Raw genomic sequence first — 22,514 nt, forward strand, 5'->3', positions numbered from 1 at the left:
GGGTTAGAGCCTAAGAGCGTTTTCGAGCGAACTGCATCCCGGTTCGCGTCAGGAACACGCGTGAATATAGCGCCACGCCCACCCGAAGAGGCCGCCGTGACGACCCAGAGTGCAGCAATACCCGCGTTTCGCCCCGCTGCCGGGGGCCCTGCGCTGACCGCCTCGCTGGCCGTCACTCTGATTGCGACGGCGACGATTGCGGGCGCCTGGTTCTTCCAGCTCGTCCTGGAGATCCTGCCCTGTCCGCTCTGCCTCGAGCAGCGCTATGCTTATTATCTCGCGATTCCGGTCGGGCTGCTGACCGTGCTTGCGGCGCGGAGCGGCGCGCCGCGGCCGCTGCTGCTGGCGGGGCTCGCGATCCTCGCCCTGGTGACGCTCGCCAATGCCGGGCTCGGCACCTACCATTCCGGCGTCGAATGGGGGCTCTGGAAGGGCCCGACCGATTGCACGGGTCCGGTCGTCAATCTCGGCAATGCGGGCGATCTGCTGTCGCGGCTCGACACCGTCAAGGTGGTACGCTGCGACGAGGTGCAGTGGCGCTTCCTCGGCCTCTCGCTCGCCGGCTACAACGTGCTGATCTCGCTGCTGATGGCCGCGATCGCCGCCTGGGGTTTCGTGCGGACGGCGAAGCGAGCCTGATCAGATCGCGCTCGCGCCTTCGTGCTGGAAGCCGAGATAGCTCGCCGCGACGCGCTCGTTCGCCGCGATATCGCTGGCCTTGCCGCTCAGCACGAACTCCCCGAGCTCCATCACATAGGCATGGTCGGCGATCTTCAGCGCGGCCTGTGCGTTCTGCTCGACCAGCAGCACCGAGACGCCGCTGGCACGCAGCTCGGTGATGATGCGGAAGATGTCGGCGACGATGATTGGTGCGAGACCGAGGCTCGGCTCGTCCAGCATCAGCAGTTTCGGCGCGCCCATCAGCGCGCGGCCCATCGCCAGCATCTGCTGCTCGCCCCCCGACAGCGTGCCGGCGAGCTGCTTGCGTCGCTCCTTCAGGCGCGGAAACAGCGTATAGACCTGCTCGATCGAGGCCTTGGCCTTGCTCCGCTCGATGCGGAAGGCGCCCAGCTCGAGATTGTCCTCGACATTCATGGTGACGAACAATTCGCGGTGTTCAGGCACGAGCCCGAGCCCCATCGCGACGCGGTCCTCGATGTCGAGCCGGGCGAGGTCCTGCCCGGCAAAGGCGACGCGCCCCTTCAGCGGCAGGATGCCCATGATGGCCGAGAGAAGCGTTGTCTTGCCGGCACCGTTGGCGCCGACGATGGTGACGATCTCGTTCTCGCCGACCTCGAGCCCGACCGAGCGCACCGCCTCGACCTTGCCATAGGCGACATGCGCGTCGGTGACTGACAACAGCGCGCTCATGCCGCCACTCCGAGATAGGCCTTGATCACTTCGGGATTGGTCTTGATCGTGGCGGGCGTGCCTTCCGCGATCTTGGTGCCGAAATCGAGCACCACGATGCGATCGGCCAGGTTCATCACGAAGCCCATGTCGTGCTCGACCAGCAGCACGCTCATGCCGCCGTCGCGCAAATCGCGCAGCAGCTTCGCCAGCTGCTGCTTCTCCATGTGGCGCAGGCCCGCGGCAGGCTCGTCGAGCAGCAGCAGCATCGGATCGACGCAGAGAGCGCGCGCGATCTCGACGATACGCTGCTGGCCGAGCGAGAGACTGCCCGCAAGCTGATGCATCTGCTCGGTGAGACCGACGCGCTCGATCTGACGGGCGGCCTCCGCGAGCAATCTCGCCTCATCGGCGCGATCGAGCCGCAGCATCGAGGCGAGCGGCCCGGACTGGCCGCGCAGATGCGCGCCGATCGCGACGTTCTCCAGCACGGTCATGTCGGGGACGAGCTTGACGTGCTGGAAGGTCCTGCTGATACCGAGCTCGACGATCTCCTGCGGCGGCGCGCGATCGACCTTCTTGCCGAGCACCGAGATCGAGCCCGAGGTCGCCGACAACACGCCGGTGATCAGGTTGAAGGTGGTGCTCTTGCCGGCGCCGTTCGGTCCGATCAATGCGACGATCTCGCGGGCCTGGACGTCGAAGGAGACGTTGTTGACGGCGACCACGCCGCCGAACTGCTTTCGCGCCTTCTCGACCTGGAGCAGCACGCTTCCCTGGCCGGGCGAGCGGGTGCGGGTTTCGAGCTTCAGCGAGGTGTCTGGCTTCCTGCCGCCGGTGCGCTCGGGGAAGAAAGACATCAGCCACGGCCAGACGCCGCCGGGCGCGAGCTGGAGCAGCGTCACCAGCATGATGCCGAACACGATGGTCTCGACCTGGCCGGATCCGGGCAGGATCAGCGGCAAATAGCTCTGCAGCACCTCTTTCAGGATCACGACGATCGCTGCGCCGAGCACGCCGCCCCAGACATAGCCGGCGCCGCCGACGACCGCGATGAAGAGATATTCGATGCCGGCATGGGCGCCGAACGGTGTCGGCGTCACCGCGCGCTGCAGATGGGCGTAGAGCCAGCCGGACAGGCCGGCGAGCACGGCGGCGTGGATGAACACCAGAAGCTTGGCGCGCGGCGTGTGCACGCCGAACGCCTCGGCCGCGACATGGCCGCGCCTGAGTGCGCGGATGGCGCGGCCGGTGCGGGAGTCCAGGAGGTTCATCGTGAGCAGCGCCGAGATCAGGACGGCCGCCCAGATCGCGTAATAGATCGAGTCCGGCGAGAGCATCCTGAACGCGCCGATCGACAGCGGCGGGATTGCCGAAATGCCGTCGTTACGCCCGAGGAATTCCAGCTTGCTGAAGAGATAGAACAGGCCGAGCCCCCAGGCCAGCGTGCCCAGCGGCAGGTAATGGCCGGAGAGGCGGACCGTGATCAGGCCGAGCAGCACCGCAAACAGCCCGCTGACCACGAGCGACAGCGGCAGCGTCAGCCAGGGGGACAAGCCATAGCTCGTCGTCAGCACCGCGGTCGTGTAGGCGCCAAACCCAACGAAGGCGGCTTGGCCGAACGAGGTCAGGCCGCCGACGCCGGTGAGCAGCACGAGGCCCATCGCGACCAGCGCGGCGAGGCCGATATTGTCGAGCAGCACGATCCAGAATGGTGGCATGCCCGGGATGAACGGGATCGCCGCCATGAGAGCTGCGAAGACGAGGATGGGAAGCCGGCTCTGCATGCGCCTCAGTCCTTCTCTTCTTCGACCGCGGGCGCGGCCAGCGAGCGCAACAGCAGCACGGGGATCAGGAGCATGAACACGATCACCTCCTTGTAGTTGGAGGCATAGAAGGACGAGAACGCCTCGACGATGCCGACGAAGAGGGCCGCGACGGCGGTCAGGGGATAGCTGACGAGGCCGCCGATGATCGCGGCGACGAAGCCCTTCAGGCCGATCAGGAAGCCCGAGTCGTAGTAGAGCGTCGTGATCGGGACGATCATGATGCCCGACAGCGCGCCGATGACGGACGCCAGCAGGAAGGCGATCTGGCCCGACAGCGTGGTGCGGATGCCGGCGAGCCGGGCCCCGAGCCGGTTGACGGCGGTGGCCCGCAGCGCCTTGCCGTACAGGGTCAGGCCGAAGAACAGCCAGAGCCCGACGATGAAGGCGATGGTGATGCCGTAGACCGTGAGGCTCTGGCCGGTGAAGCGCAGCGAGCCTGCGGTGAAGGCGCCGGAAAGCACCGCCGGTCCGCGCTGGCCCTCGGCCCCGAAGAACAGCAGGCCGAGCCCCTGAAGCGCCAGATGCACGCCCACTGATGCGATCAGCAGCACCAGCACGGAGGTGTGCGCCAGCGGCTGGAAGGCGATGCGGTAGAGATAGAGGCCGATCATCGCGACAATCAGCAGCGACAGCGCGATGCAGACCGCGACCGGCGGCTTCTGAGCCGCGAAGTAGATCGTCAGGGCCAGCACGATGGCCGGCAGCACGATATTGGCGAGGACGCTGCGCAGGATCAGCCGGCCGTGCAGCGTTTTGCGGGCCACGAACAGGTCGAAGGCGCAGGCGGCGACGCCCATGGCGAGCGCGAGCCTGGCGGTGCCCGGCATCTGGCCCGACGCCAGCGAGGCATAGGTCAGTGCGCCATAGGTGACGAATTCGCCCTGCGGGATGAGGATGACGCGGGTGACGGCGAACACCAGCACCAGCGCGAGGCCGAGCAGCGCGTAGATCGCGCCATTGGTGATGCCGTCCTGCAGCAGGAACAGCATGATGGTGGTGTTCAAGACCGGACGCTCCCCCTTGTCGATCCGGACCCGCCTCGCGCGATTGCGGTGGATGGTCCGTTTACAGCCATTGAAATACGCTGACGATATTTGATATGGTCCATAACAATTATCAAATATAACATCAAGGGTGGGGAACGACCCGTCCCGAATTTAGCGGGATTGCGAGCATGAGGCGATGACCGTTTCGAAAACCGCTGAGAAGTCCTCCGAGAAATCCGGTGAGGCGACCAAGGGCCGCAAGGACGCGCCCGAGACGCTGCCCGAAGCCCTGCAGCTCGGCGAGCTCTCGGAACAGCTCGGCTATGTGCTGAAGCGGGCGCAGCTCAAGGTGTTCGAGAACTTTCTGCGCTGCATGGCTTCGCTCCAGCTGACGCCTGCGCAGTTTTCGGTGCTGCTGCTGGTCGAGAAGAATCCGGGCCGGAATCAGACCGAGATCGCCTCGACCCTCGGCATCCTCAGGCCGAATTTCGTCGCGATGCTCGACAATCTCGAGAGCCGCGATCTCTGCGCCCGGATCCGCTCCACCAACGACCGCCGCTCGCACATCCTGGTCTTGACCGACAAGGGCAAGGCCGTGTTGGCCCGCGCCAAGAAGCTGGTCGCCACCAAGCACGAGGCCCGGCTCAACGAGCTGCTCGGCCAGGCTAACCGCGAAGCCCTGCTGGGCATGCTGTCGAAGATCGCCAACGAGTTCTGAGCGGGGCAGTCATTCTTGAGCGCGCGCGAGCGCGCCCCCGGAATCTGGCGCCGCTACAATGATGCGTTGCATATACAAAATGATGCTTGAAACATCATTTTCCCTGCTCTAAGCTTGGGAAATCAATCGCTGTAACTGCCACGAACATGATCACTGCCGCGCAGCTTAGAGCCGCCCGTGCCTTGCTCAGGATCGACCAGCGCGAGCTCGCGCAGCTCTGTTCGCTGTCGCTGCCGACGATCCAGCGCATGGAGGCCTCCGAAGGGCTGATCCGCGGCAATGTCGATTCCCTGGTGAAGCTGGTCGAGGCGCTATCGGTTGCCGGCATCGAACTGATCGCCGAGGGGGCGACGTCGAGCGCCGGGGGCCGCGGTGTGCGGCTGAAGTCTCCATCCCCGAGCGCGGGCGGCCCATAGCAATGACGACGCGCGCGCAGATCATGATCGAGGAGCGGCCATGATCGCCGTGGCGCTATGGTCAGTGGCGGCTCTGCTGGCGCTGGCGCCTGCAGGGATCGTGCTGTCGACGCGACCGCGCGGCTCGATCATTCTCTATGGCGGATGCCTGCTCGCCACCTCGACGCTATGCGTCACGGCGCTGTCCGATCTGCTCTATGCCCCTCATCTGACGCAGAGCGCGACATTGCCGATCGGACTGCCCTGGCTCGGAGCCCATTTCCGGCTCGATGCGCTGTCCGCCTTCTTCCTTGTCGTCGTCAATCTTGGCGGCGTCGCTGCGAGTCTGTTCGCGCTCGGCTACGGCCGCCACGAGGATTCCCCCGGCCGCGTGTTGCCATTCTATCCGGCCTATCTCGCAGCGATGAACGTCGTCGTGCTGGCCAGCGATGCCTTCAGCTTCCTGGTCGCCTGGGAATTCATGTCATTGACGTCCTGGGCGCTGGTGGTGTCGCATCACCGGGCAGCCGAGAATGTCCGCGCCGGCTATGTCTATCTCCTGATGGCAAGTTTCGGCACGCTGACGCTGCTGCTCGCCTTCGGCCTGCTCGCGAGCGGTGCCGGTTACGATTTCGATGCGATCCGAGCCTCGCATCCTTCCGCTGCGCTGGCCGGCATGGTGGTGATCCTCGTGCTGCTGGGCGCCGGCTCCAAGGCCGGCCTGGTGCCGCTGCACGCCTGGCTGCCGCTCGCCCATCCCGCCGCACCCAGTCACGTTTCCGGCCTCATGAGCGGCGTCATGACGAAAGTCGCCGTCTACGGCTTCGTGCGCATCGTCTTCGATCTTCTGCCCGAACCGGTATGGTGGTGGAGCATGGTGGTGCTGCTGGTCGGCGGTCCGACGGCGACGCTGGGCGTGCTCTATGCGCTGATGCAGCGCGATATCAAGCGCGTGCTCGCCTATTCGACGATCGAGAACATCGGCATCATCTTCACCGGCCTCGGGTTGGCGCTGGCCTTCAAGGCGGAAGGTCTCGACTGGGTGGCAGCGCTCGCTTTCACCGCGGCGATGCTGCACGTCTTCAATCATGCGCTGTTCAAGAGCCTGTTGTTCTTCGGCGCCGGCGCGGTGCTGGGAGCAACCGGCGAGCGCGACATGGAGAAGCTCGGGGGGCTGATCCATCGCATGCCGACAACGGCGGTCGCGGTGCTGGTCGGCTGCGTCGCGATCTCGGCATTGCCGCCGTTCAACGGCTTCGTTTCGGAATGGCTGACCTTCCAGGCGATCCTCCTCTCGCCGCACCTGTCGTCCTGGGGGCTCAAGCTGGTCATTCCGGCAGTCGGCGGTTTGCTGGCGCTGGCGGCCGCCTTTGCCGCGGCCTGCTTCGTCAAGCTCTATGGCATCAGCTTCCTCGGCCGGCCGCGCTCGGACGTCGCCGCGGCGGCGCATGAGACCGACCGCTTCTCGCTGACCGCAATGCTCATGCTTGCCGCCTTCTGCCTCGTCGCCGGCATTCTGCCCGGGCTGTTCATCGATGCGCTGGCGCCGGTGAGCAGGACTATGGTCGGCAATGTCATGCCGCATCAGGTCGGAGTGCAGTGGCTCACCGTCGTGCCGATCGCGGAAAGTCGCAGCTCCTATAACGGTCTTCTGGTGTTCGTGTTCGCGGCACTCTGCGGCACGGCGGCGGCCTCGGCCATTCACCGTTTCGCCTCCGATCGCTTACGCCGTGCGCCGGCCTGGGATTGCGGCTATCCCGATCCGAACCCAACCATCCAGTACTCGGCCTCCAGCTTCTCGCAGCCGATCCGCCGCGTATTCGGCAGCGTCGTCTTTGCCGCGCGCGAGATTGGCGAGATGCCGCCGCCATCTTCGCCGCTGCCCGCGCGATTGCAGGTCGAACTGCGCGATCTGATCTGGGATGGGTTGTACGCGCCGGTTGCGATCGTCATCGATTTTGCGACGGACCGCATCAATATCCTGCAGTTCCTCAGTATTCGTCGCTACCTGACGCTGGTTTTCGTGGCGCTCATCGTGCTGCTGCTGGTGGTGGCCTTATGAGCGCGCTGCGCGATATCGTCTCCCAAGGCGCCCAGATGTCGCTGGTGCTGGGGCTCGCGCCGCTGCTGACGGGTTTCGTGCGGAAGGTGAAGGCTCGGTTGCTGCGCAGGCGGGGGCCTCCGCTGCTCCAGCCCTATCGCGACCTCATTCGTCTGATGCGCAAGGACGTCGTGCTCGCGGACAACGCATCCTGGCTGTTCCGCGTCATTCCCTATCTGATGTTCGCGGGCACCTGGGTTGCGGCCTCGCTGGTGCCGACTTTCGGCAACGGCCTGTTGTTCTCCTGGACCGCCGACCTCATCGCCATCATCGCGCTGCTCGGCAGCGCGCGCTTCTTCCAGGCGCTCGCCGGTATGGATGTCGGCACTGCCTTCGGCGGCATCGGCTCCAGCCGTGAGGTCATGATCGCCTCGCTCGCCGAGCCTGCGATGCTGATCACCGTCTTCTCGGTGGCGATGATCGCGGGATCGACCCAGCTCGCTTACGTCGCCGAGTTCATGGGCTCGGACGCGGTCGGTCTGCGCGTCTCGCTCGGCATGGCGTTCGTCGCGCTGACCATCGTGGCGCTGGCGGAGAATGCACGTATTCCCGTCGACAACCCCGCCACCCATCTCGAGCTCACCATGGTGCATGAGGCCATGGTGCTGGAATATTCGGGCCGTCATCTCGCGCTGGTCGATCTGTCGTCGCAGCTCAAGCTCCTGCTCTACGTCTCGCTGATCGCCTGCGTGTTCCTGCCATGGGGCACCGCAACTGCAGATGCGAGCGTTGCGAAACTCGTTTCCGGTGCGCTGCTCTACTTCGGCAAGCTGACGGTCCTTGGCTTTCTGCTCGCCGTGTTCGAGACGTCGATCGCCAAGATGCGCGTGTTCCGGATTCCGGAGTTCCTGGGTGCGGCATTGATGCTGGCATTGCTTGCCACCCTGCTGCGCTTCGTGTCGGGGAGCCTCTGAGAGATGAGCAGCCTGCAATTCGACATCGCCCATCTGCTCGCCGGCTCCCTCGTGCTGGCGAGCTTCATGATGCTCTACCAGGACCGGCTCTATGCGCTGCTTAATGTCTATGCGCTGCATGCCGGCGTGCTGGCACTGTCGGTGGCGTGGCAGGCCTATGTGCAGCAGGCGCCGCATCTCTATGTCACGGCGCTGATCGCGCTGGTCTTCAAGGCCATCATCATCCCGGTCGCGCTGCACCGGATCATCAAGAAGCTCGGCATCCACCGCGAGATCGAGAACGTGATCGGCGTCGGGCTGACCATGATGGCCGGCATCGGCCTCGTCGCGCTCTCGATGGTGGTGATGCTGCGGGTGACGCCGGGCGCGGATGCGCTCGCCCGCGAGGACCTTGCCTTTGCGCTGTCAGTGGTGCTGCTCGGACTCCTGATCATGGTCACGCGCCGAAACGCGGTGAGCCAGGTCGTCGGCTTCATGTCGCTGGAGAACGGGCTGGTGCTGGCCGCAACCGGGGCCAAGGGCATGCCGCTGGTGGTCGAGATCAGCGTCGCCTTCTCGGTGCTGATCGCCTTCATCGTGATCGGCATCTTCCTGTTTCGCATTCGCGAGCGTTTTGACAGCGTGGACGTGCAGGCGCTCGATCGTTTTCGCGGAGAGCGGCGATGATCGACGCCCTCAGCGCAATCCTCTTGATCCCGGCCATCTCGGCCGCGCTGCTCGCGCTCCTGCCGGGCTACAAGCTGACGGCGAAGCTCAACGTCGTTGCGGCGCTCGCGACCTTCCTCACCTCGCTGACGCTGTTCGTGATCGAGCCGACGTCAGGCCAGTATCTGCTGCTTGACGACCTCAACAAGGTCTTCATCGTGCTGACGACGTTCGTCAGCTTCACGACTTCAGTGTTCAGCGCGAGCTACATCCATCACGAAATCGAGACCGGACGGCTGACGCCGGCCTTCCTGCGCTTCTACCACGCGATGTACCAGATGCTGATGTTCGCGATGAACCTCGCGCTCATCGCCAACAACATCGGCCTGATGTGGGTCGCGGTCGAGATGGCGACGCTGACGACCGTGCTCATGGTCGGCATCTACCGCACCCATGAGGCGCTGGAAGCCGCCTGGAAATATTTCATCCTGGGTAGTGTCGGTATCGCGCTCGCGCTGTTCGGCACGATCCTGGTCTATATGGCGGCGCGCCCCGTGGTGGGCGAGGGAATGGACGGCATGGTGTGGACGGTGCTGGTGAAGCACGCCGCGCAGTTCGACCCGGCGTTGCTCAACGTCGCCTTCGTCTTCCTCCTGCTCGGCTACGGCACCAAGGTCGGCCTCGCACCGCTGCACGCCTGGCTGCCCGACGCGCATGCCGAGGGCCCGACGCCGATCTCGGCGGTGCTCTCCGGCCTGCTGCTCAATGTCGCGCTCTATGCGCTCCTGCGCTTCAAGATGATGCTCGCGGTCAACTCCGCGGCGATCACGCCTGGTCCGCTGATGGTGACCATGGGCCTGATCTCGGTGATCTTCGCGGCGCTGATGCTGTACCGGCGCCGCGACATCAAGCGGATGTTTGCCTATTCCTCGATCGAGCATATGGGCATCATCGTCTTCGCCTTCGGCATGGGCGGGCCGCTCGCGAACTTCGCCGGGCTGCTGCACATGACCATGCATTCGCTGACCAAGTCGGCCATCTTCTTCGCGGTCGGCCATATCGCACAGGTCAAGGGCACACAGAAGATCGCCGAGATCGGCGGGCTCACGGCGACCAGCCCCGCGCTCGGCTGGAGCCTGATGCTCGGCGTCATTGCCATCGTCGGGCTGCCGCCGCTCGGCATCTTCATGAGCGAGTTTCTCGTGGTGAGTTCGACCTTCGCCCGCGCGCCGTGGCTGACGGTGATCCTGGTGCTCGGCATCATCATCGCGCTCGGCGGGCTTTTCTTGCGGATCGGCCCGGTGATGTTCGGCGAGCCCAAGGGCAAGACGGCGCCCGCGGAGGCCTCCTACGTGCCGATGTTCACGCATCTCGGATTGGTGCTGATGGCCGGCGTCTATCTGCCGCCGGTGCTGGTCACCGGTTTCCAGAACGTTGCGAAGCTCCTGGGGTAGGCGATGGGCATCCTCGACAGCATCCCCCATGTCAATGCGGTGTTGTCGCACCGCCCCTGGCCGCGCGCGGCCGTGACGGAGACGGGTTGGCAGGCCGCGGTCGATCGGCTGGTCGAGGGAAGCCTCACGCTGCTTGGCTTCTGGGGCGAGCCGGCCGCGGTGCATTTGGCGCTGCTCGACGGCGGCTCGGCCGAGATCGCGGTCGTGACCTACGCGTGTACGGCCGGCACATTTCCAAGCGTGGCCAGCCGCCATCCGCCGGCGCTTCGGTTGGAACGGACCATTCATGACCTGTTCGGGCTTGTTCCGGTTGCCGCTGACGATCTGCGGCCAGATCTGCGCCCTTGGCTCGATCACCATGTCTGGGGCAAACCCTATCCGCTGTCAGGCCGCAACGCCTCGCGCGACGCGCTGCCATACCAGTTCCTCCCCGCCGAGGGTGAGGCATTGCATCAGGTGGCGGTCGGCCCCGTTCACGCCGGGATCATCGAGCCCGGCCATTTCCGCTTCACCGCCAATGGCGAGCATGTCGTGCGGCTGGAGCAGTGGCTCGGCTACACCCACAAGGGCATCGAGCAGCTGATGCAGGGTGCGAGCCTCGAGGCGGCGGCAAAACTCGCCAACCGCACCTCCGGCGACAGCGCCGTCGCCTACGCTTTCGCCTTTGCGCGCGCTGTCGAGGCCGCGCTGGACGTGCAGGCGCCGCAGCGCGCGACCTGGCTACGCGCCCTGATGGCGGAACTGGAGCGGCTCGCCAATCATCTGGGCGACATCGGGGCCATCTGCAACGACGCTTCGTTCGCGCTGATGCATGCCCAGACCGGTATTCTGCGTGAGCGCTGCTTGCGCGCGGCTGATGTCGCGTTCGGCCATCGCCTGATGATGGACGTCATCGTGCCCGGCGGAGTGAGGCGTGACATCACGCCGGACGGCGCTTCCGCGCTACGCGCGTTGCTTGCGGAGCTGCGTAAAGTCTTTCCGCGCCTGATCGAGCTCTATGACAATACGGCGTCGTTGCAGGACCGCACCGTCACCACGGGCATCGTGAAGGCGGACTACGCGCGCCTGTTTGGCGCCGGCGGCTATGTCGGCCGCGCTTCGGGCCGCAATTTCGATGCACGGCGCACGCTTGCTTACGCGCCCTACGATCAATTGTCGTTCGAGGTGCCGGTGCTGGACGCCGGCGACGTGAACGCGCGGGTCTGGATCCGAATCCGCGAGGTCGAGCAGAGCGTCGAGCTGATCGAGCAGATCCTCGACCGGCTCGGGCCGGGAGAGCTCGGGACCGCGCTGCCTCCCGGTGTCGGTCGCGGTGCCTGTGAGGGCATGGCGCTCGCCGAGGCGTTCCGGGGCGACGTTCTGGTGTGGGTGCGGCTCGATGGCGAGTTACGCGTCGAACGCTGCCATCTGCGCGACGCGTCGTGGTTCCAGTGGCCGCTGCTGGAGACGGCGATCGAGGGCAATATCATCGCCGACTTCCCGCTCTGCAACAAGTCGTTCAATTGTTCCTATTCCGGCGCGGACCTCTGAGCCATGCGCAACACGCTGCTCGAAAGCCTCACCCACGGTTCGCTGACGGAGCCTGCGCCGGCGCCGGACCAATCTGCGCTGGCGGAGCTTGCCACGAAGGTCGACCGCGCCGCCCAGGCCAGGCTTGGTCGTTCGCTTGCCATTCGCGAGGTCGATGCCGGGTCCTGCAACGGCTGCGAGCTGGAGATTCACGCGCTGTCCAACGCTTTCTACGACCTCGAGCGTTTCGGCCTGCGCTTCGTCGCCTCGCCGCGCCATGCCGACGTGCTGCTGGTCACGGGCCCTGTGACGAAGAACATGCGACAGGCGCTGGAGCGCACCTACAACGCGACGCCCGATCCGAAATGGGTCGTTGCGGTCGGTGGATGCGCGATCGATGGTGGGATTTTCAGAGGCAGTTACGCCTGCGTCGGGGGCGTATCCGAGATCGTTCCGGTGGATTTGCACATCAAAGGTTGCCCGCCGTCGCCGACGGACTTGTTGAAGGGCCTGCTCGCCCTGCTGGAGCATGTTGGCGCCAAGCGGTGAGGCGCATCCACACCTTCGGTCGTTGCGAGGAGCCACGGGTCCGGCCTTCGGCCGTCCCAGTGGCTCGCGAGATCGATGTGATGCACGGCTAACGCCTTGCCCGCTCAATCCACCAGGATCACCCTGATGTCGTTGACATTGGTGAGCGTCGGGCCGGGCTGCAGCAGGTCGCCGGTCGCCTCGAAGAACGTCGTCGCGTCGTTGTTGTCGAGATAGGCCTGCGGCTGGAGCGCCAGCGCCTTCATCCCGGCAAACGTCGCAGCGTCGATCAGCGCGCCGGCGGGGTCGGTTGGGTGGCCGGCGCCACCGTCGGCGCCGTCGGTATCGCCGGCAAGCGCCGCAATATCGGGCGTGTCCTTCAACAAAGCGGCGAGCGCCAGCGCGTATTCCTGGTTGGGGCCGCCGCGCCCTTGGCCGCGCACGGTCACGGTGAGCTCACCGCCGGAGAGGATCGCAACGCGCCTGCCTTGGGCGCGGGCCTGAAGCGCCAGCCTGGCGTGATCGGCGGCGACCTCGCGGGCCTCGCCCTCGAGATCGGCGCCGAGATCGATGGTCTCGTAACCGGCCTCCTTCGCGAGCTTCACCGCGGCGTCGAGCGATTGCCTGGGCCGCGCGATCAGTTCGAAACGTGCGCGCGCGAACGCGGCGTCATCAGGCTTGCAGCTTTCATTCCGGGGATCCTCGAGCGCACGCCGCACCGCATCGTCGACAGCGAGCTTGTATTTCGCGACGATCGCGCGCGCATCGGCCAGCGTGGTCGGATCGGGCACGGTCGGGCCCGAGGCGATAGCGGATGGATCGTCATGTGGCACGTCGGAGATCGCGAGCGTCACGATCTCGGCGGCGTTCTTGCCGGCCCGCGCCAGGCGGCCGCCCTTGATGCGCGACAGATGTTTTCTGACGACGTTCATTTCGCCGATCGGCGCGCCCGAGCGCAGCAGCGCCTTGTTGACCGCCTGCTTCTGCGCGAAGCTGATGCCGTCGCTAGGTGCGATCCAGTTCGCCGAGCCGCCGCCGGTGAGCAGCACCAGCAAGAGATCGTCAGGGCCGGCCTCGCTTGCGAGCGCGAGCGTGTCGGCGGCACCTTTCAGGCCGGCTTCGTCAGGCACGGGATGGCCGGCCTCGACGACGCGGATGCGGCGCGTCGGCACGCCATAGCCGTGGCGCGTGGTCGCGATGCCGACGAGGCGCTCCGGCGCGAGCTCGAGCGTGTCGAGATAATGCCGTTCCGCAGCCGCGGCCATCGCGGCGGCGCCCTTGCCGGCGGCGAGGCAGATCACGCGTCCCTTCGGAGCCGGCCGCAGACGCGGTGCCAGAATCGTATTCGGATGCGCGGCGGCAACGGCTGCGTCGTAGAACGCGCGGAGCAGGGGACGGCGGTCGGTCATGACGATGGCCTTCGGAGTGGTGGCGGCGAGCCCGCCATCTCACCTGCCTACCCCATCGCGCGCAAAAGCGTAAGCACGCTTTACCATCATTCGATTGTGCAATCGCGTGATCATAATCGACCGGCCAAGCAAGAGCCCCCTGCAATCGTCTCGCAGGGGGCCCATTGTCGTCGCAAGCGAGGCGGCTAGCCGCCGGCGTCGGCGCTGATCACGTCGCCGAACAGCTCCCATTTCTCTCCCTTGAACCGCTCGAGCCGCAGCTGGCTGATCGGAGCAAAGTCGGTTGCGGAGGTGTTGATCTGGATGCCGGGCAGCAGCACTTCGGTCCGGTAATCCTTCAGGCTGGCGGCCTGCTTCATGACGTTCGCGCGGGTCAGATCGTCGCCGCATTGCTTCAGCACCTGGACGAGCGTCTGCGCCACGCCGTAGCCGACGATGGTGCCGTGGTCGAGCTTGTCGCCGTCAGGGAAGTACTTGGTCATGAAGGCCAGGAAGTCCTTCATGCCGGGATCATTGTTCCACTCGGGATCCGAGACGTCCTTGAGATAGTCGGCGGAGATGATGTCCTGGGAGTTCTCGAAGCCAGCGGGCTTGAGCACGCTGCCGACGGAGGCCGAGACGTTGTTGAGGAAGTGCAGCGGCTTCCAGCCGATCTCGGCGTTCTTCTTGATCGCCTGCGCCGCGAATTTCGGCGTGGTGATATTCATGAAGACGTCGGCGCCGGTCGACTTCAGCTTCACGATGTGGTTGTCGATCGTCGGCTCGGAGGTCTCATAGCTCTCCTCGGCGACGATCATCGAGGACGCCTTGGAGCCGAGGCCGTCCTTGAGGCCCTTCAGATAGTCCTTGCCGTAATCGTCGTTCTGATAGAGCACGGCGATCTTGGCGTCAGGCTTGTTCTTGAGCAGCCACTTTGCGTAGATCTGCGTCTCGCTCTGGTAGTTGGGCTGCCAGCCCATGGTCCAGGGGAACTCCTTCGGGTCGTTCCACTTGGTGGCGCCGGTAGCGACGAACAGCTGCGGCACCTTCTTCGAGTTCATGTATTTGTGGATCGCCGAGTTCGGCGGCGTGCCGAGCGAGTTGAAGATGAACAGCACCTCGTCGCTCTCGACCAGCTTGCGCGCCTGCTCCACCGTCTTCGGCGGCGAGTAGCCGTCGTCATAGGAGATGAAGTTGATCTTGCGGCCGTTGATGCCGCCTTCGTCGTTGATCTTCTTGAAATAGGCGGCTTCGGTCCGCCCGATGATGCCGTAGGCGGAGGCCGGTCCGCTGTAGGGCATGATGTTGCCGACCTTGATCTCGGTATCGGTCGCGCCGGTATCGTATTTCTTCTGGGCCGATGCGATGGAGGTCGAGGCCGCGATGAGCGCGAACGCGAGTGATGCGGCCGCTAGCTTGCCGGTGACAGCGGGCATTCCAATCTCCCTATTTTCTTGGTGTGTGTGCGCTCCTTTTCTTGACGCAATTGTTCTTGGCGACGCGGCCCAATTCAATACGATTTGGCCGACGGCTTCAACAGAAAGCCCCCGCGACGTCGTCGCAGGGGCTGCGTCTTTAGTAGTCAGGGACGCCTGTGCAACTGCGAGAAGGCGAGACTGTCTTGAGTTGCTGCGCCAATTCCGAGCTATTCTGAGTTGCCGTCAGTGCTCGACCTCACTCGAGATGACGTCGCCGAACAGCTCCCACGACTTGCCCTTGAAACGCATCATCTGGAGCTGCTCGATCGGGGCGAAATTGTCGGGAGCGGTGTTGATCTTGATGCCCGGCAGCAGAGTATCAGGCGCGAAATCCCTCAACGACGCTGCCTGCTTCATGACATTGTCGCGCGTGAGATTGTCGCCGCACATTTGCAGCACCTTCACCATGGTTTGTGCGGCCCCATAGCCGAACACCACGCCGGCATCGAGCTTGTTGGCCTTCGCATCGTACTTCGCGACGAACTCGTAGAACTTCTTCATGCCATCGTCGGCGTTCCATTGCGGGTCGGAGCCGTCCTTGATGTAGGTCGCCGACAGGATGCCCTGCGAGATCTCGAAGCCTGCCGGCTCGAGCACGCCGCCGACCGAGGCCGAGACATTGGAGAGGATGTGCATGGGGTGCCAGTTGATCTCGGCCGCCTTCTTGATCGCCTGGGCCGCGAATTTCGGCGTGGTGATGCTGACGAAGACATCGACGCCCGCTGTTTTCAACTTCACCACATGCTCGTCGATCGCAGGCTCCGAGGTGTCGTAGGCTTCTTCCTGCACGATCATGGAGGCCTTGGCGCCGAGGCCGTCCTTCAGTCCTTTCAGATAGTCCTTGCCGAAATCGTCGTTCTGGTAGAGCACGCCGATCTTCGCGTCCGGCTTCTCCTTCATGATGTACTTGGCGTAGATCTTCGCCTCGCTGGCGTAGCTCGGCTGCCAGCCCATGGTCCAGGGATAGGTCTTGGGATCGTTCCACTTCGAGGCGCCGCTCGCCACGAACAATTGCGGCACTTTCTTCTCGTTCATGTATTTGCGGATGGCGCCGTTGGTCGAGGTGCCGAGGGAGCCGAAGATCAAGAGCACATTGTCGCTCTCGACCAGCTTGCGCGCCTGCTCCACCGTCTTCGGCGGCGAATAGCCATCGTCATACGAGATGAACTTGATCTTGCGGCCGTTGACGCCGCCTTCGGCATTGACCTTGTTGAAATAGGCTTCTTCAGCCTTGCCGATCACGGCATAGGCGGAGGCCGGACCGCTGTAGGGCATGATGTTGCCGATCTTGATCTCGGTATCGGAGGCGCCGCTGTCGTAGGCCTTCTGCGCCGATGCGGGATTGCTCATTGCAGTGCACAACGTGAATGCGGCGGCAACCGCCGCAACCTGAAATCGAACGACCGTCATTGCTCTCCTACCCCACCTGGATCGGCGCAGCATTGAACAAGATTGATGCACGACGTCAACAAAAAGCCCCCCGCAATCGCTCGCGGGGGGCTCGTCAGTTCGGATGATGGCGTCAACCCATCACTCGGAGGGGACGTCGCCGCTGATGATCTCGCCGAACAGTTCCCATTTCTCGCCCTTGAAACGCTGCATCTGGAGCTGCGAGATCGGCGCGAAGTCGGTGGCGCTGGTGTTGATCTTGACGCCGGGCAGCAGGGTGTCCGGTGCAAAGTCCTTCAGGCTCGCCGCCTGCTTCATCAGATTGGCGCGGGTGAGATCGTCACCGCACATCTCCAGGACCTTGGCCAGCGTCGAGGCCGCACCATAGCCGTACACCGTGCCGGTGTCGGTCTTGTCGGCGCCCGGCATGTACTTGTCGATGAACTCGTTCCACTTCTTCATGCCGGGATCGTTGTTCCACTGCGGATCCGTCGAATCCTTGGCATAAGCCGCCGACAGCACGCCTTGCGAGGCCTCGAAGCCGGCCGGCTTCACCACGCTGCCGACCGAGATCGAGACGTTGGTGAGGATCTGGAGCGGCTTCCAGTTGAGCTCGGCGGTCTTCTTGATAGTCTGGGCCGCGAATTTCGGTGTCGCATAGATCAGCAGCACGTCGGGATTGGCGGCCTTGATCTTGACGATGTGGCCGTCGATCGACGGCTCGGAGACCTCGTAGCTTTCCTCCATGATGATCATGGACGAAGCCTTGGCGCCCAGACCGTCCTTGGTGCCCTTGAGGTAGTCTTTGCCGAAATCGTCGTTCTGATAGAGGATCGCGACCTTGGCGTCGGGCTTCTCCTTCATCAGCCACTTCGCGTAGATCTGAGCCTCGCTCTGGTAGGAGGGCTGCCAGCCGATGGTCCAGGGGAAGTTCTTCGGGTCGTTCCACTTGGTGGCACCGGTCGCGACGAACAGCTGCGGGATCTTCTTGGCGTTGAGATATTTCTGGATCGCGCTGTTCGAGGGCGTGCCGAGCGGATTGAACACGGCCAGCACCTCGTCGCTCTCGACCAGCTTGCGGACCTGCTCGACCGCCTTCGGCGGCGAGTAGCTGTCGTCATAGGTCACGAAGCTGATCTTGCGGCCGTTGATGCCGCCCTTGTCGTTGATCATCTTGAAGTAGGCTTCCTCGGTCTTGCCGATGATGCCGTAGGCCGACGCCGGACCGCTGTACGGCATGATGTTGCCGATCTTGATCTCGGTATCGGACGCGCCGGTGTCGTATTTCTTTTGGGCGAGTGCTGCGCCGGAGGTGAGTGTCGCGACCGCCGTTACCAGTGCGGCGGCTCGTAGTGTTCTTTCGAAAAGCAATTTGGTCTCCTTGGTTGAAACAACAGTCTTGATGATGGCTTAGTTTCGTCTGAACCGTCCGGCGAATTGCTGGCCCAGGATCGCGACCTGCCTTGCGCCATGCGGCACGAGGTAGATGACGAGGAACAGAATCACGCCGAACACGGCGCCGGAGAGGCCCTTGGAGATGCCTTCCGCGATGTTCGGCACGAAGATGATGAAGGCTGCGCCGACGATCGAGCCCGGCAGCCAGCCGACACCGCCGACGACCATGCCGAGGAACAGCTGGATCGCGAGCGTGATGGTGAAGCTGTCGGGAGCGACGAACTGCACCGCGATGGCGCTGAGGCCGCCGGCGACGCCGGTGATGCCGGCGGAGACACCGAAGGCGAGCGTCTTGTAGAGTGCGACGTTGACGCCCATCGCGGAAGCCGCAATCTCGTTGTCGCGGATCGCCATGAAGGCGCGGCCCGAGCGGGAGCGCAGCAAATTCACCGAGAAGATGTAGATCGCAAGCACGACGAGAAGCGTGAAATAATACAGCCACATGTCCTGCGACATCTTCAGGCCGAACGGCGCGTCGGGCTTGGTGACGACGAGACCCTGCACGCCGCCGGTCCAGGGCTCGAGGAAGTTCAGCTTGAGCAGCTGCGGCATCGCGGTCGCGAGCGCGAAGGTCGCGAGCGCGAGGTAGACGCCGGAGAGCCGCAGCGCCGGCTGGCCGAACAGGAAGCCGACGCCGAAGCAGAGCACGCCCGCGACCGGCAGGCAGAAGAAGTAGGGGATGTTGAACTGCTCCATCATCACAGCGGTGACGTAGGCCCCGATGCCGTAGAACGCGCTCTGGCCGAGCGAGAACTGGCCACTTCCGCCGGTCAGAATGTTGAGCGCCAGCACGGCGAGGCCCAGATACAGGAGCTGGGTCAGCTGGAAGATCACGAAGTTCTTGGCGAACAGGGGGACGGCGATGAGAAGCAGCAGCACCACGACCGACGTGCCCGTGCCCATCGTCATGGCTCGCTTCGGAACGGCTTCGACCGCCTCGTTGCCTTCGGTGACGACTTCTTCGGCTGCGCTCATGATCAAACTCGCTTGACGATGTGCCGGCCGAACAGGCCAGCGGGTTTGACGACCAGGACGGAGATGATCAGCGCGAGCGCGATCGGGAGTTTCAGCTCGTTGCCGACGCCGGGAATGTAGGTGCCGGCGAGATTCTCGAAGATGCCGACCAGGAAGCCGCCGACCACGGCGCCGAACGGGCTGGTGAGGCCACCGAGCACGGCCGCGGCAAAGCCGTAGATCAAGACGCCGCCCATCATGTTGGGCTCGAGGAACACCACGGGGGCAATCAGCATGCCGGCGATGGCGCCGATCGCGGAGGCCATGCCCCAGCCCAGCGCGATCATCCAGGAGGTGTTGATGCCGACGAGGCGAGCCGATTCAGGCACCGAGGCGGCCGCGCGCATCGCAAGGCCGATCCTGGTGTACTGGAAGAAGAAGTAGAGGCCGAGCAGCAGCAGCACGGTGACGCCGATCATGCCGGCCTGGTGGGTCGACACGAGCTGGCTGCCGAGAAACGGTGAGGAGCCGAACGGCGTCGGATATTGCTTGATGGTGAAGTCCCAGATCAGGCCGGCCGACGAGTTGATGATGGAAAACAGCGCGATGAAGCCGGCGACGTTGGTGAGAACAGGCGCTTTCGCCAGCGGCTTGAACAGGATGCGCTCGATCGCGATGCCGCCGATGAACGAGAGCACCAGCGTGATCACGAACGCACCCCAATAGGGCACGCCCCATTGCATCAGCTGCCACGAGATGAAGGTCGAGAACATCGCCATCTCGCCTTGCGCGAAGTTGAGATGATCGATCGCCTGGTAGATCATGACGACGGCGAGCGCCATGCAGGCATAGATGGCGCCGGTGGCAATGCCGGCCAGCACCTGGTTGGTAAACAGCTCCATCGTGCCGGCTCCTCAGTAACCCAGATAGGATTTGCGGATTTCTTCGTTGTTCGCGATGTCCTTGGCGTTGCCGGACATCACGATACGGCCGGTCTCGATCACATAGGCCTGGTCGGCGAGTTCGAGCGCGAGCTGGGCGTTCTGCTCGACCACCAGGATCGACACCTTGTCCTCGCGGTTGATCTTGCCGAGGATGCCGAACAGGTCGCGCACCACCAGCGGCGCGAGGCCGAAGGACGGCTCGTCCAGCAGCATCAGCCGCGGCCGCAGCATCAGCGCACGGGCGACCGCGAGCATCTGCTGCTCGCCGCCCGACAGCGTGCCGGCCTGCTGGGTGTGCCGCTGCTTCAGGACAGGGAAATGCGCATACATCCGCTCGATGTCGGAGACAATGCCGGCATTGTCCTTGCGGGTGATGGCCCCGAGCTGGAGATTCTCCTCCACCGTCATGGTGGTGAAGGTGCCGCGGCCCTGCGGCACATGGGCGATGCCGAAGCGCACGATGCTCTCGGTCGAGCGGTTGTTCAGCGGCTTGCCGTCGAACTCGATGCCGCCGGTGGAGCGCACCATGTTGCAGATCGCGCGCAGCGTCGTGGTCTTGCCGGCGCCGTTGGCCCCCAGCAGCGTCGTCAGCGAGCCCTCGTTGAGCGAGAAGGAGAGGCCATGAAGGGCCTGGACCTGACCGTAATAGGCGCGCAGGTCCTTGACCTCGAGCAGAACAGTCATTGGTCCTTGCTCCCGAGATAGGCCTTGATGACGTCGGGGTCCGCCTGCACCTGGGCCGGCGTGCCTTCCGCGAGCTTCTTTCCGAAATTCAGGGCGACGACGTGGTCGGCGATCGACATCACGAGACCCATGTGGTGCTCGACCAGCAGCACGGTCATGTGGCGTTCGTCGCGGATCTTGCGGATGAGGTCGCCGAGCACGTAGACCTCTTCATGGTTGAGGCCGCCGGCGGGCTCATCGAGCAGCAGGATCTTCGGATCGGCGGCCAGCGCCCGCGCCAATTCGACGCGCTTCTGCGTGCCGAACGGCAGGCCGGACACGGTGGTGTGGGCGACGTCCTCGAGGTCGAGATAGGCGAGGATCTCGTGCACCTTCTTGTTCACGCTGGTTTCGCTCTTGCGAATCCAGGCGAGGCGCAGTGAATCGCTGATGATGTCGGACGAGGTGCGCGCATGTGTGCCGACGCGGACATTGTCCATCACCGACAGGTTCGGAAACAGCGCGACATTCTGGAAGGTGCGGCCGATACCGATCTCGGCGATGCGGTGTGGCGGGCGGGACAGAATGCTGACGCCTTCCATCAGGATGTCGCCGGAGGATGGTTGATAGAGCCGCGACAGGCAATTGAAGAGCGTGGTCTTGCCGGCGCCGTTGGGGCCGATCAGTCCGAGGATCTGGCCCTTGTGCATGTCGAAGGACACGCCATTGAGCGCGACGATGCCGCCGAACACGACGCTGACGTCGCGAACGGCGAGCAGAGGCGATGTCCCCTGCGCGAGCTGTGCCTGCGTCATCTCGTCTCGCCCACACCATTCAGTGAGCGATGGAGCGATGCGGACCGCTCCCGATGATCACAAAGGCTATCTGAACCCCTCGGCCACACGAGCAACTTTTCCTCCTGGTTTCAGCTTTTTGCTGATTTCTTTTTTGGATTGCGGCACCAGACCCCCAAGCACCGCTTCGATGTTCCTTACCATCGCGAGCAGACGTGGTCCAATGTCGTTGATGAGACGTTCTTCCGTGAAGCGGAATGCAGGTGCGCCGCAGTTGAATGCGTAAGGTCCGGTTCCGTCATTGAGCTTGAGCGCGACACCTGCGGCGCCGATGTCGTCGTGCCAATCGCCTACCGACATCGCGAAACCGTATTTCGCGACGGTCTCGCCGGAGCGTTCCAGTCCGTCGCGCATCTTGGGCCAGCGGCTGCCGTAATGTTCGCGCAGGACGCGCGACAGCTCGGCGCGATCATCCTCCGCGAGCGCCCAGAAGTACGCGCGGCCCATCGCGCTGGTTGCAATCGGCACGCGGGAGCCGACGTCAAGTTGCACGCCCACCGTCTCGCTGCCGCGGCTCTGTCCGAAATAGATCATGCTGTGACGGTCGCGGCCGCCGACGGCGACGGCTCCTCCCGTCGCGCGCATCAATTCTTCGCGGAACGGTTCGGACAAGTGCCGAACGCCTAGATTGGCGAGTGCGGCGTAGCCGAGCGACATCGCGGCCGGCGTGAGCTGGTACTTCTCGAAGCGGGGAACCGGCGCGAGATAGCCGAGCTTGGTCAGCGTGTAGGTCAGCCGCGACACGGTCGGCTTCGGCAGATTGGTGCGGGCCGCAATCTCCTGATTGCCGAGCAGGCCGTCATTGGGTTGGAAAGCGCGCAATACGTCCAGTCCGCGGGAAAGCGCGACGACGAAATTCCGATCGGTCGCTGTCTTCTTTCCTGTACGCTTCATCCCTGATCTGCTTCTTGCGCGGAGTCGTTGACAAGCCACGTGCTTCAAAATAACCCTGCCGTCAAG

The 22,514-nt window shown here is 64.3% G+C and carries 21 protein-coding genes; 9 read left to right on the forward strand and 12 right to left on the reverse strand.

Going from position 1 to position 22,514, the window contains the following annotated elements; genetic code table 11:
* Positions 1 to 96: 96 nt before the first annotated feature.
* Entirely contained in the window at positions 97 to 639 is a 543-nt protein-coding gene (locus X265_RS06280) for a disulfide bond formation protein B (protein ID WP_128964018.1), read from the forward strand.
* Here X265_RS06280 and X265_RS06285 read toward each other — a convergent pair whose 3' ends face one another.
* The 3 genes from X265_RS06285 to X265_RS06295 are packed head-to-tail and all read right to left on the reverse strand — an operon-like array spanning position 640 to position 4,183.
* Positions 640 to 1,371: an ABC transporter ATP-binding protein gene (locus X265_RS06285; protein ID WP_128964019.1), complete on the reverse strand. Its 732-nt coding sequence runs from the start codon at positions 1,369 to 1,371 to the stop codon at positions 640 to 642.
* The gene (locus tag X265_RS06290; RefSeq protein WP_128964020.1) at positions 1,368 to 3,137 is read right to left on the reverse strand and encodes a branched-chain amino acid ABC transporter ATP-binding protein/permease; all 1,770 of its coding nucleotides are present in this window, start codon (positions 3,135 to 3,137) and stop codon (positions 1,368 to 1,370) included. Before X265_RS06290 ends, X265_RS06285 begins: the two co-directional genes overlap by 4 nt.
* A gap of 5 nt (positions 3,138 to 3,142) precedes the next feature.
* A complete protein-coding gene (locus X265_RS06295; protein ID WP_164938445.1) occupies positions 3,143 to 4,183 on the reverse strand; it encodes a branched-chain amino acid ABC transporter permease in 1,041 nt (346 codons plus the stop codon).
* Positions 4,184 to 4,361: 178 nt separating this feature from the next.
* On the opposite strand from X265_RS06295, the gene X265_RS06300 reads away from it, so the two are divergent.
* From X265_RS06300 to X265_RS06335, 8 genes are all read left to right on the forward strand, one after another.
* The gene (locus X265_RS06300; RefSeq protein ID WP_128964021.1) at positions 4,362 to 4,883 is read left to right on the forward strand and encodes a MarR family winged helix-turn-helix transcriptional regulator; all 522 of its coding nucleotides are present in this window, start codon (positions 4,362 to 4,364) and stop codon (positions 4,881 to 4,883) included.
* A gap of 146 nt (positions 4,884 to 5,029) precedes the next feature.
* The gene (locus X265_RS06305) at positions 5,030 to 5,299 is read left to right on the forward strand and encodes a transcriptional regulator (protein WP_128964022.1); all 270 of its coding nucleotides are present in this window, start codon (positions 5,030 to 5,032) and stop codon (positions 5,297 to 5,299) included.
* 40 nt (positions 5,300 to 5,339) lie between these two features.
* Positions 5,340 to 7,340: a hydrogenase 4 subunit B gene (hyfB, locus tag X265_RS06310; protein ID WP_128964023.1), complete on the forward strand. Its 2,001-nt coding sequence runs from the start codon at positions 5,340 to 5,342 to the stop codon at positions 7,338 to 7,340.
* The gene (locus tag X265_RS06315) at positions 7,337 to 8,293 is read left to right on the forward strand and encodes a respiratory chain complex I subunit 1 family protein (protein WP_128964024.1); all 957 of its coding nucleotides are present in this window, start codon (positions 7,337 to 7,339) and stop codon (positions 8,291 to 8,293) included. The genes hyfB and X265_RS06315 overlap by 4 nt, the downstream gene beginning before the upstream one ends.
* A 3-nt stretch (positions 8,294 to 8,296) precedes the next feature.
* Entirely contained in the window at positions 8,297 to 8,959 is a 663-nt protein-coding gene (locus X265_RS06320) for a hydrogenase-4 component E (RefSeq protein ID WP_128964025.1), read from the forward strand.
* Positions 8,956 to 10,392, forward strand: a complete 1,437-nt coding sequence (locus X265_RS06325) for a hydrogenase 4 subunit F (protein ID WP_128964026.1) — start codon at positions 8,956 to 8,958, stop codon at positions 10,390 to 10,392. The genes X265_RS06320 and X265_RS06325 overlap by 4 nt, the downstream gene beginning before the upstream one ends.
* A gap of 3 nt (positions 10,393 to 10,395) precedes the next feature.
* On the forward strand, positions 10,396 to 11,922 hold the full coding sequence (locus tag X265_RS06330; protein WP_128964027.1) for a hydrogenase large subunit: 1,527 nt from the start codon (positions 10,396 to 10,398) through the stop codon (positions 11,920 to 11,922).
* Between the two features lie 3 nt (positions 11,923 to 11,925).
* Positions 11,926 to 12,450: an NADH-quinone oxidoreductase subunit B family protein gene (locus X265_RS06335; RefSeq protein WP_128964028.1), complete on the forward strand. Its 525-nt coding sequence runs from the start codon at positions 11,926 to 11,928 to the stop codon at positions 12,448 to 12,450.
* Positions 12,451 to 12,554: 104 nt separating this feature from the next.
* Here the strand turns inward: X265_RS06335 and X265_RS06340 are convergent, their stop codons facing one another.
* From X265_RS06340 to X265_RS06380, 9 genes are all read right to left on the reverse strand, one after another.
* Positions 12,555 to 13,838, reverse strand: a complete 1,284-nt coding sequence (locus X265_RS06340; RefSeq protein ID WP_128964029.1) for a glycerate kinase type-2 family protein — start codon at positions 13,836 to 13,838, stop codon at positions 12,555 to 12,557.
* A 185-nt stretch (positions 13,839 to 14,023) separates the two neighbouring features.
* Entirely contained in the window at positions 14,024 to 15,253 is a 1,230-nt protein-coding gene (locus X265_RS06345) for an ABC transporter substrate-binding protein (protein WP_128964030.1), read from the reverse strand.
* 225 nt (positions 15,254 to 15,478) lie between these two features.
* Positions 15,479 to 16,705 (reverse strand): ABC transporter substrate-binding protein, encoded by a 1,227-nt coding sequence (locus X265_RS06350; RefSeq protein ID WP_128964031.1) that lies wholly within the window; start codon positions 16,703 to 16,705, stop codon positions 15,479 to 15,481.
* Positions 16,706 to 16,825: 120 nt separating this feature from the next.
* Entirely contained in the window at positions 16,826 to 18,055 is a 1,230-nt protein-coding gene (locus tag X265_RS06355) for an ABC transporter substrate-binding protein (RefSeq protein ID WP_128964032.1), read from the reverse strand.
* A gap of 39 nt (positions 18,056 to 18,094) precedes the next feature.
* A complete protein-coding gene (locus tag X265_RS06360) occupies positions 18,095 to 19,114 on the reverse strand; it encodes a branched-chain amino acid ABC transporter permease (RefSeq protein WP_128964033.1) in 1,020 nt (339 codons plus the stop codon).
* 2 nt (positions 19,115 to 19,116) lie between these two features.
* Complete coding sequence (locus tag X265_RS06365; RefSeq protein ID WP_128964034.1) at positions 19,117 to 19,995, reverse strand: branched-chain amino acid ABC transporter permease; 879 nt, start codon at positions 19,993 to 19,995, stop codon at positions 19,117 to 19,119.
* Positions 19,996 to 20,007: 12 nt separating this feature from the next.
* Positions 20,008 to 20,721: an ABC transporter ATP-binding protein gene (locus X265_RS06370; protein WP_128964035.1), complete on the reverse strand. Its 714-nt coding sequence runs from the start codon at positions 20,719 to 20,721 to the stop codon at positions 20,008 to 20,010.
* Positions 20,718 to 21,515 (reverse strand): ABC transporter ATP-binding protein, encoded by a 798-nt coding sequence (locus tag X265_RS06375; protein ID WP_128964036.1) that lies wholly within the window; start codon positions 21,513 to 21,515, stop codon positions 20,718 to 20,720. Before X265_RS06375 ends, X265_RS06370 begins: the two co-directional genes overlap by 4 nt.
* Positions 21,516 to 21,581: 66 nt before the next feature.
* A complete protein-coding gene (locus tag X265_RS06380) occupies positions 21,582 to 22,448 on the reverse strand; it encodes an IclR family transcriptional regulator (RefSeq protein WP_164938976.1) in 867 nt (288 codons plus the stop codon).
* Positions 22,449 to 22,514 lie beyond the last annotated feature (66 nt).

Source organism: Bradyrhizobium guangdongense, from assembly GCF_004114975.1.
Taxonomy (GTDB): Bacteria; Pseudomonadota; Alphaproteobacteria; order Rhizobiales; family Xanthobacteraceae; genus Bradyrhizobium; species Bradyrhizobium guangdongense.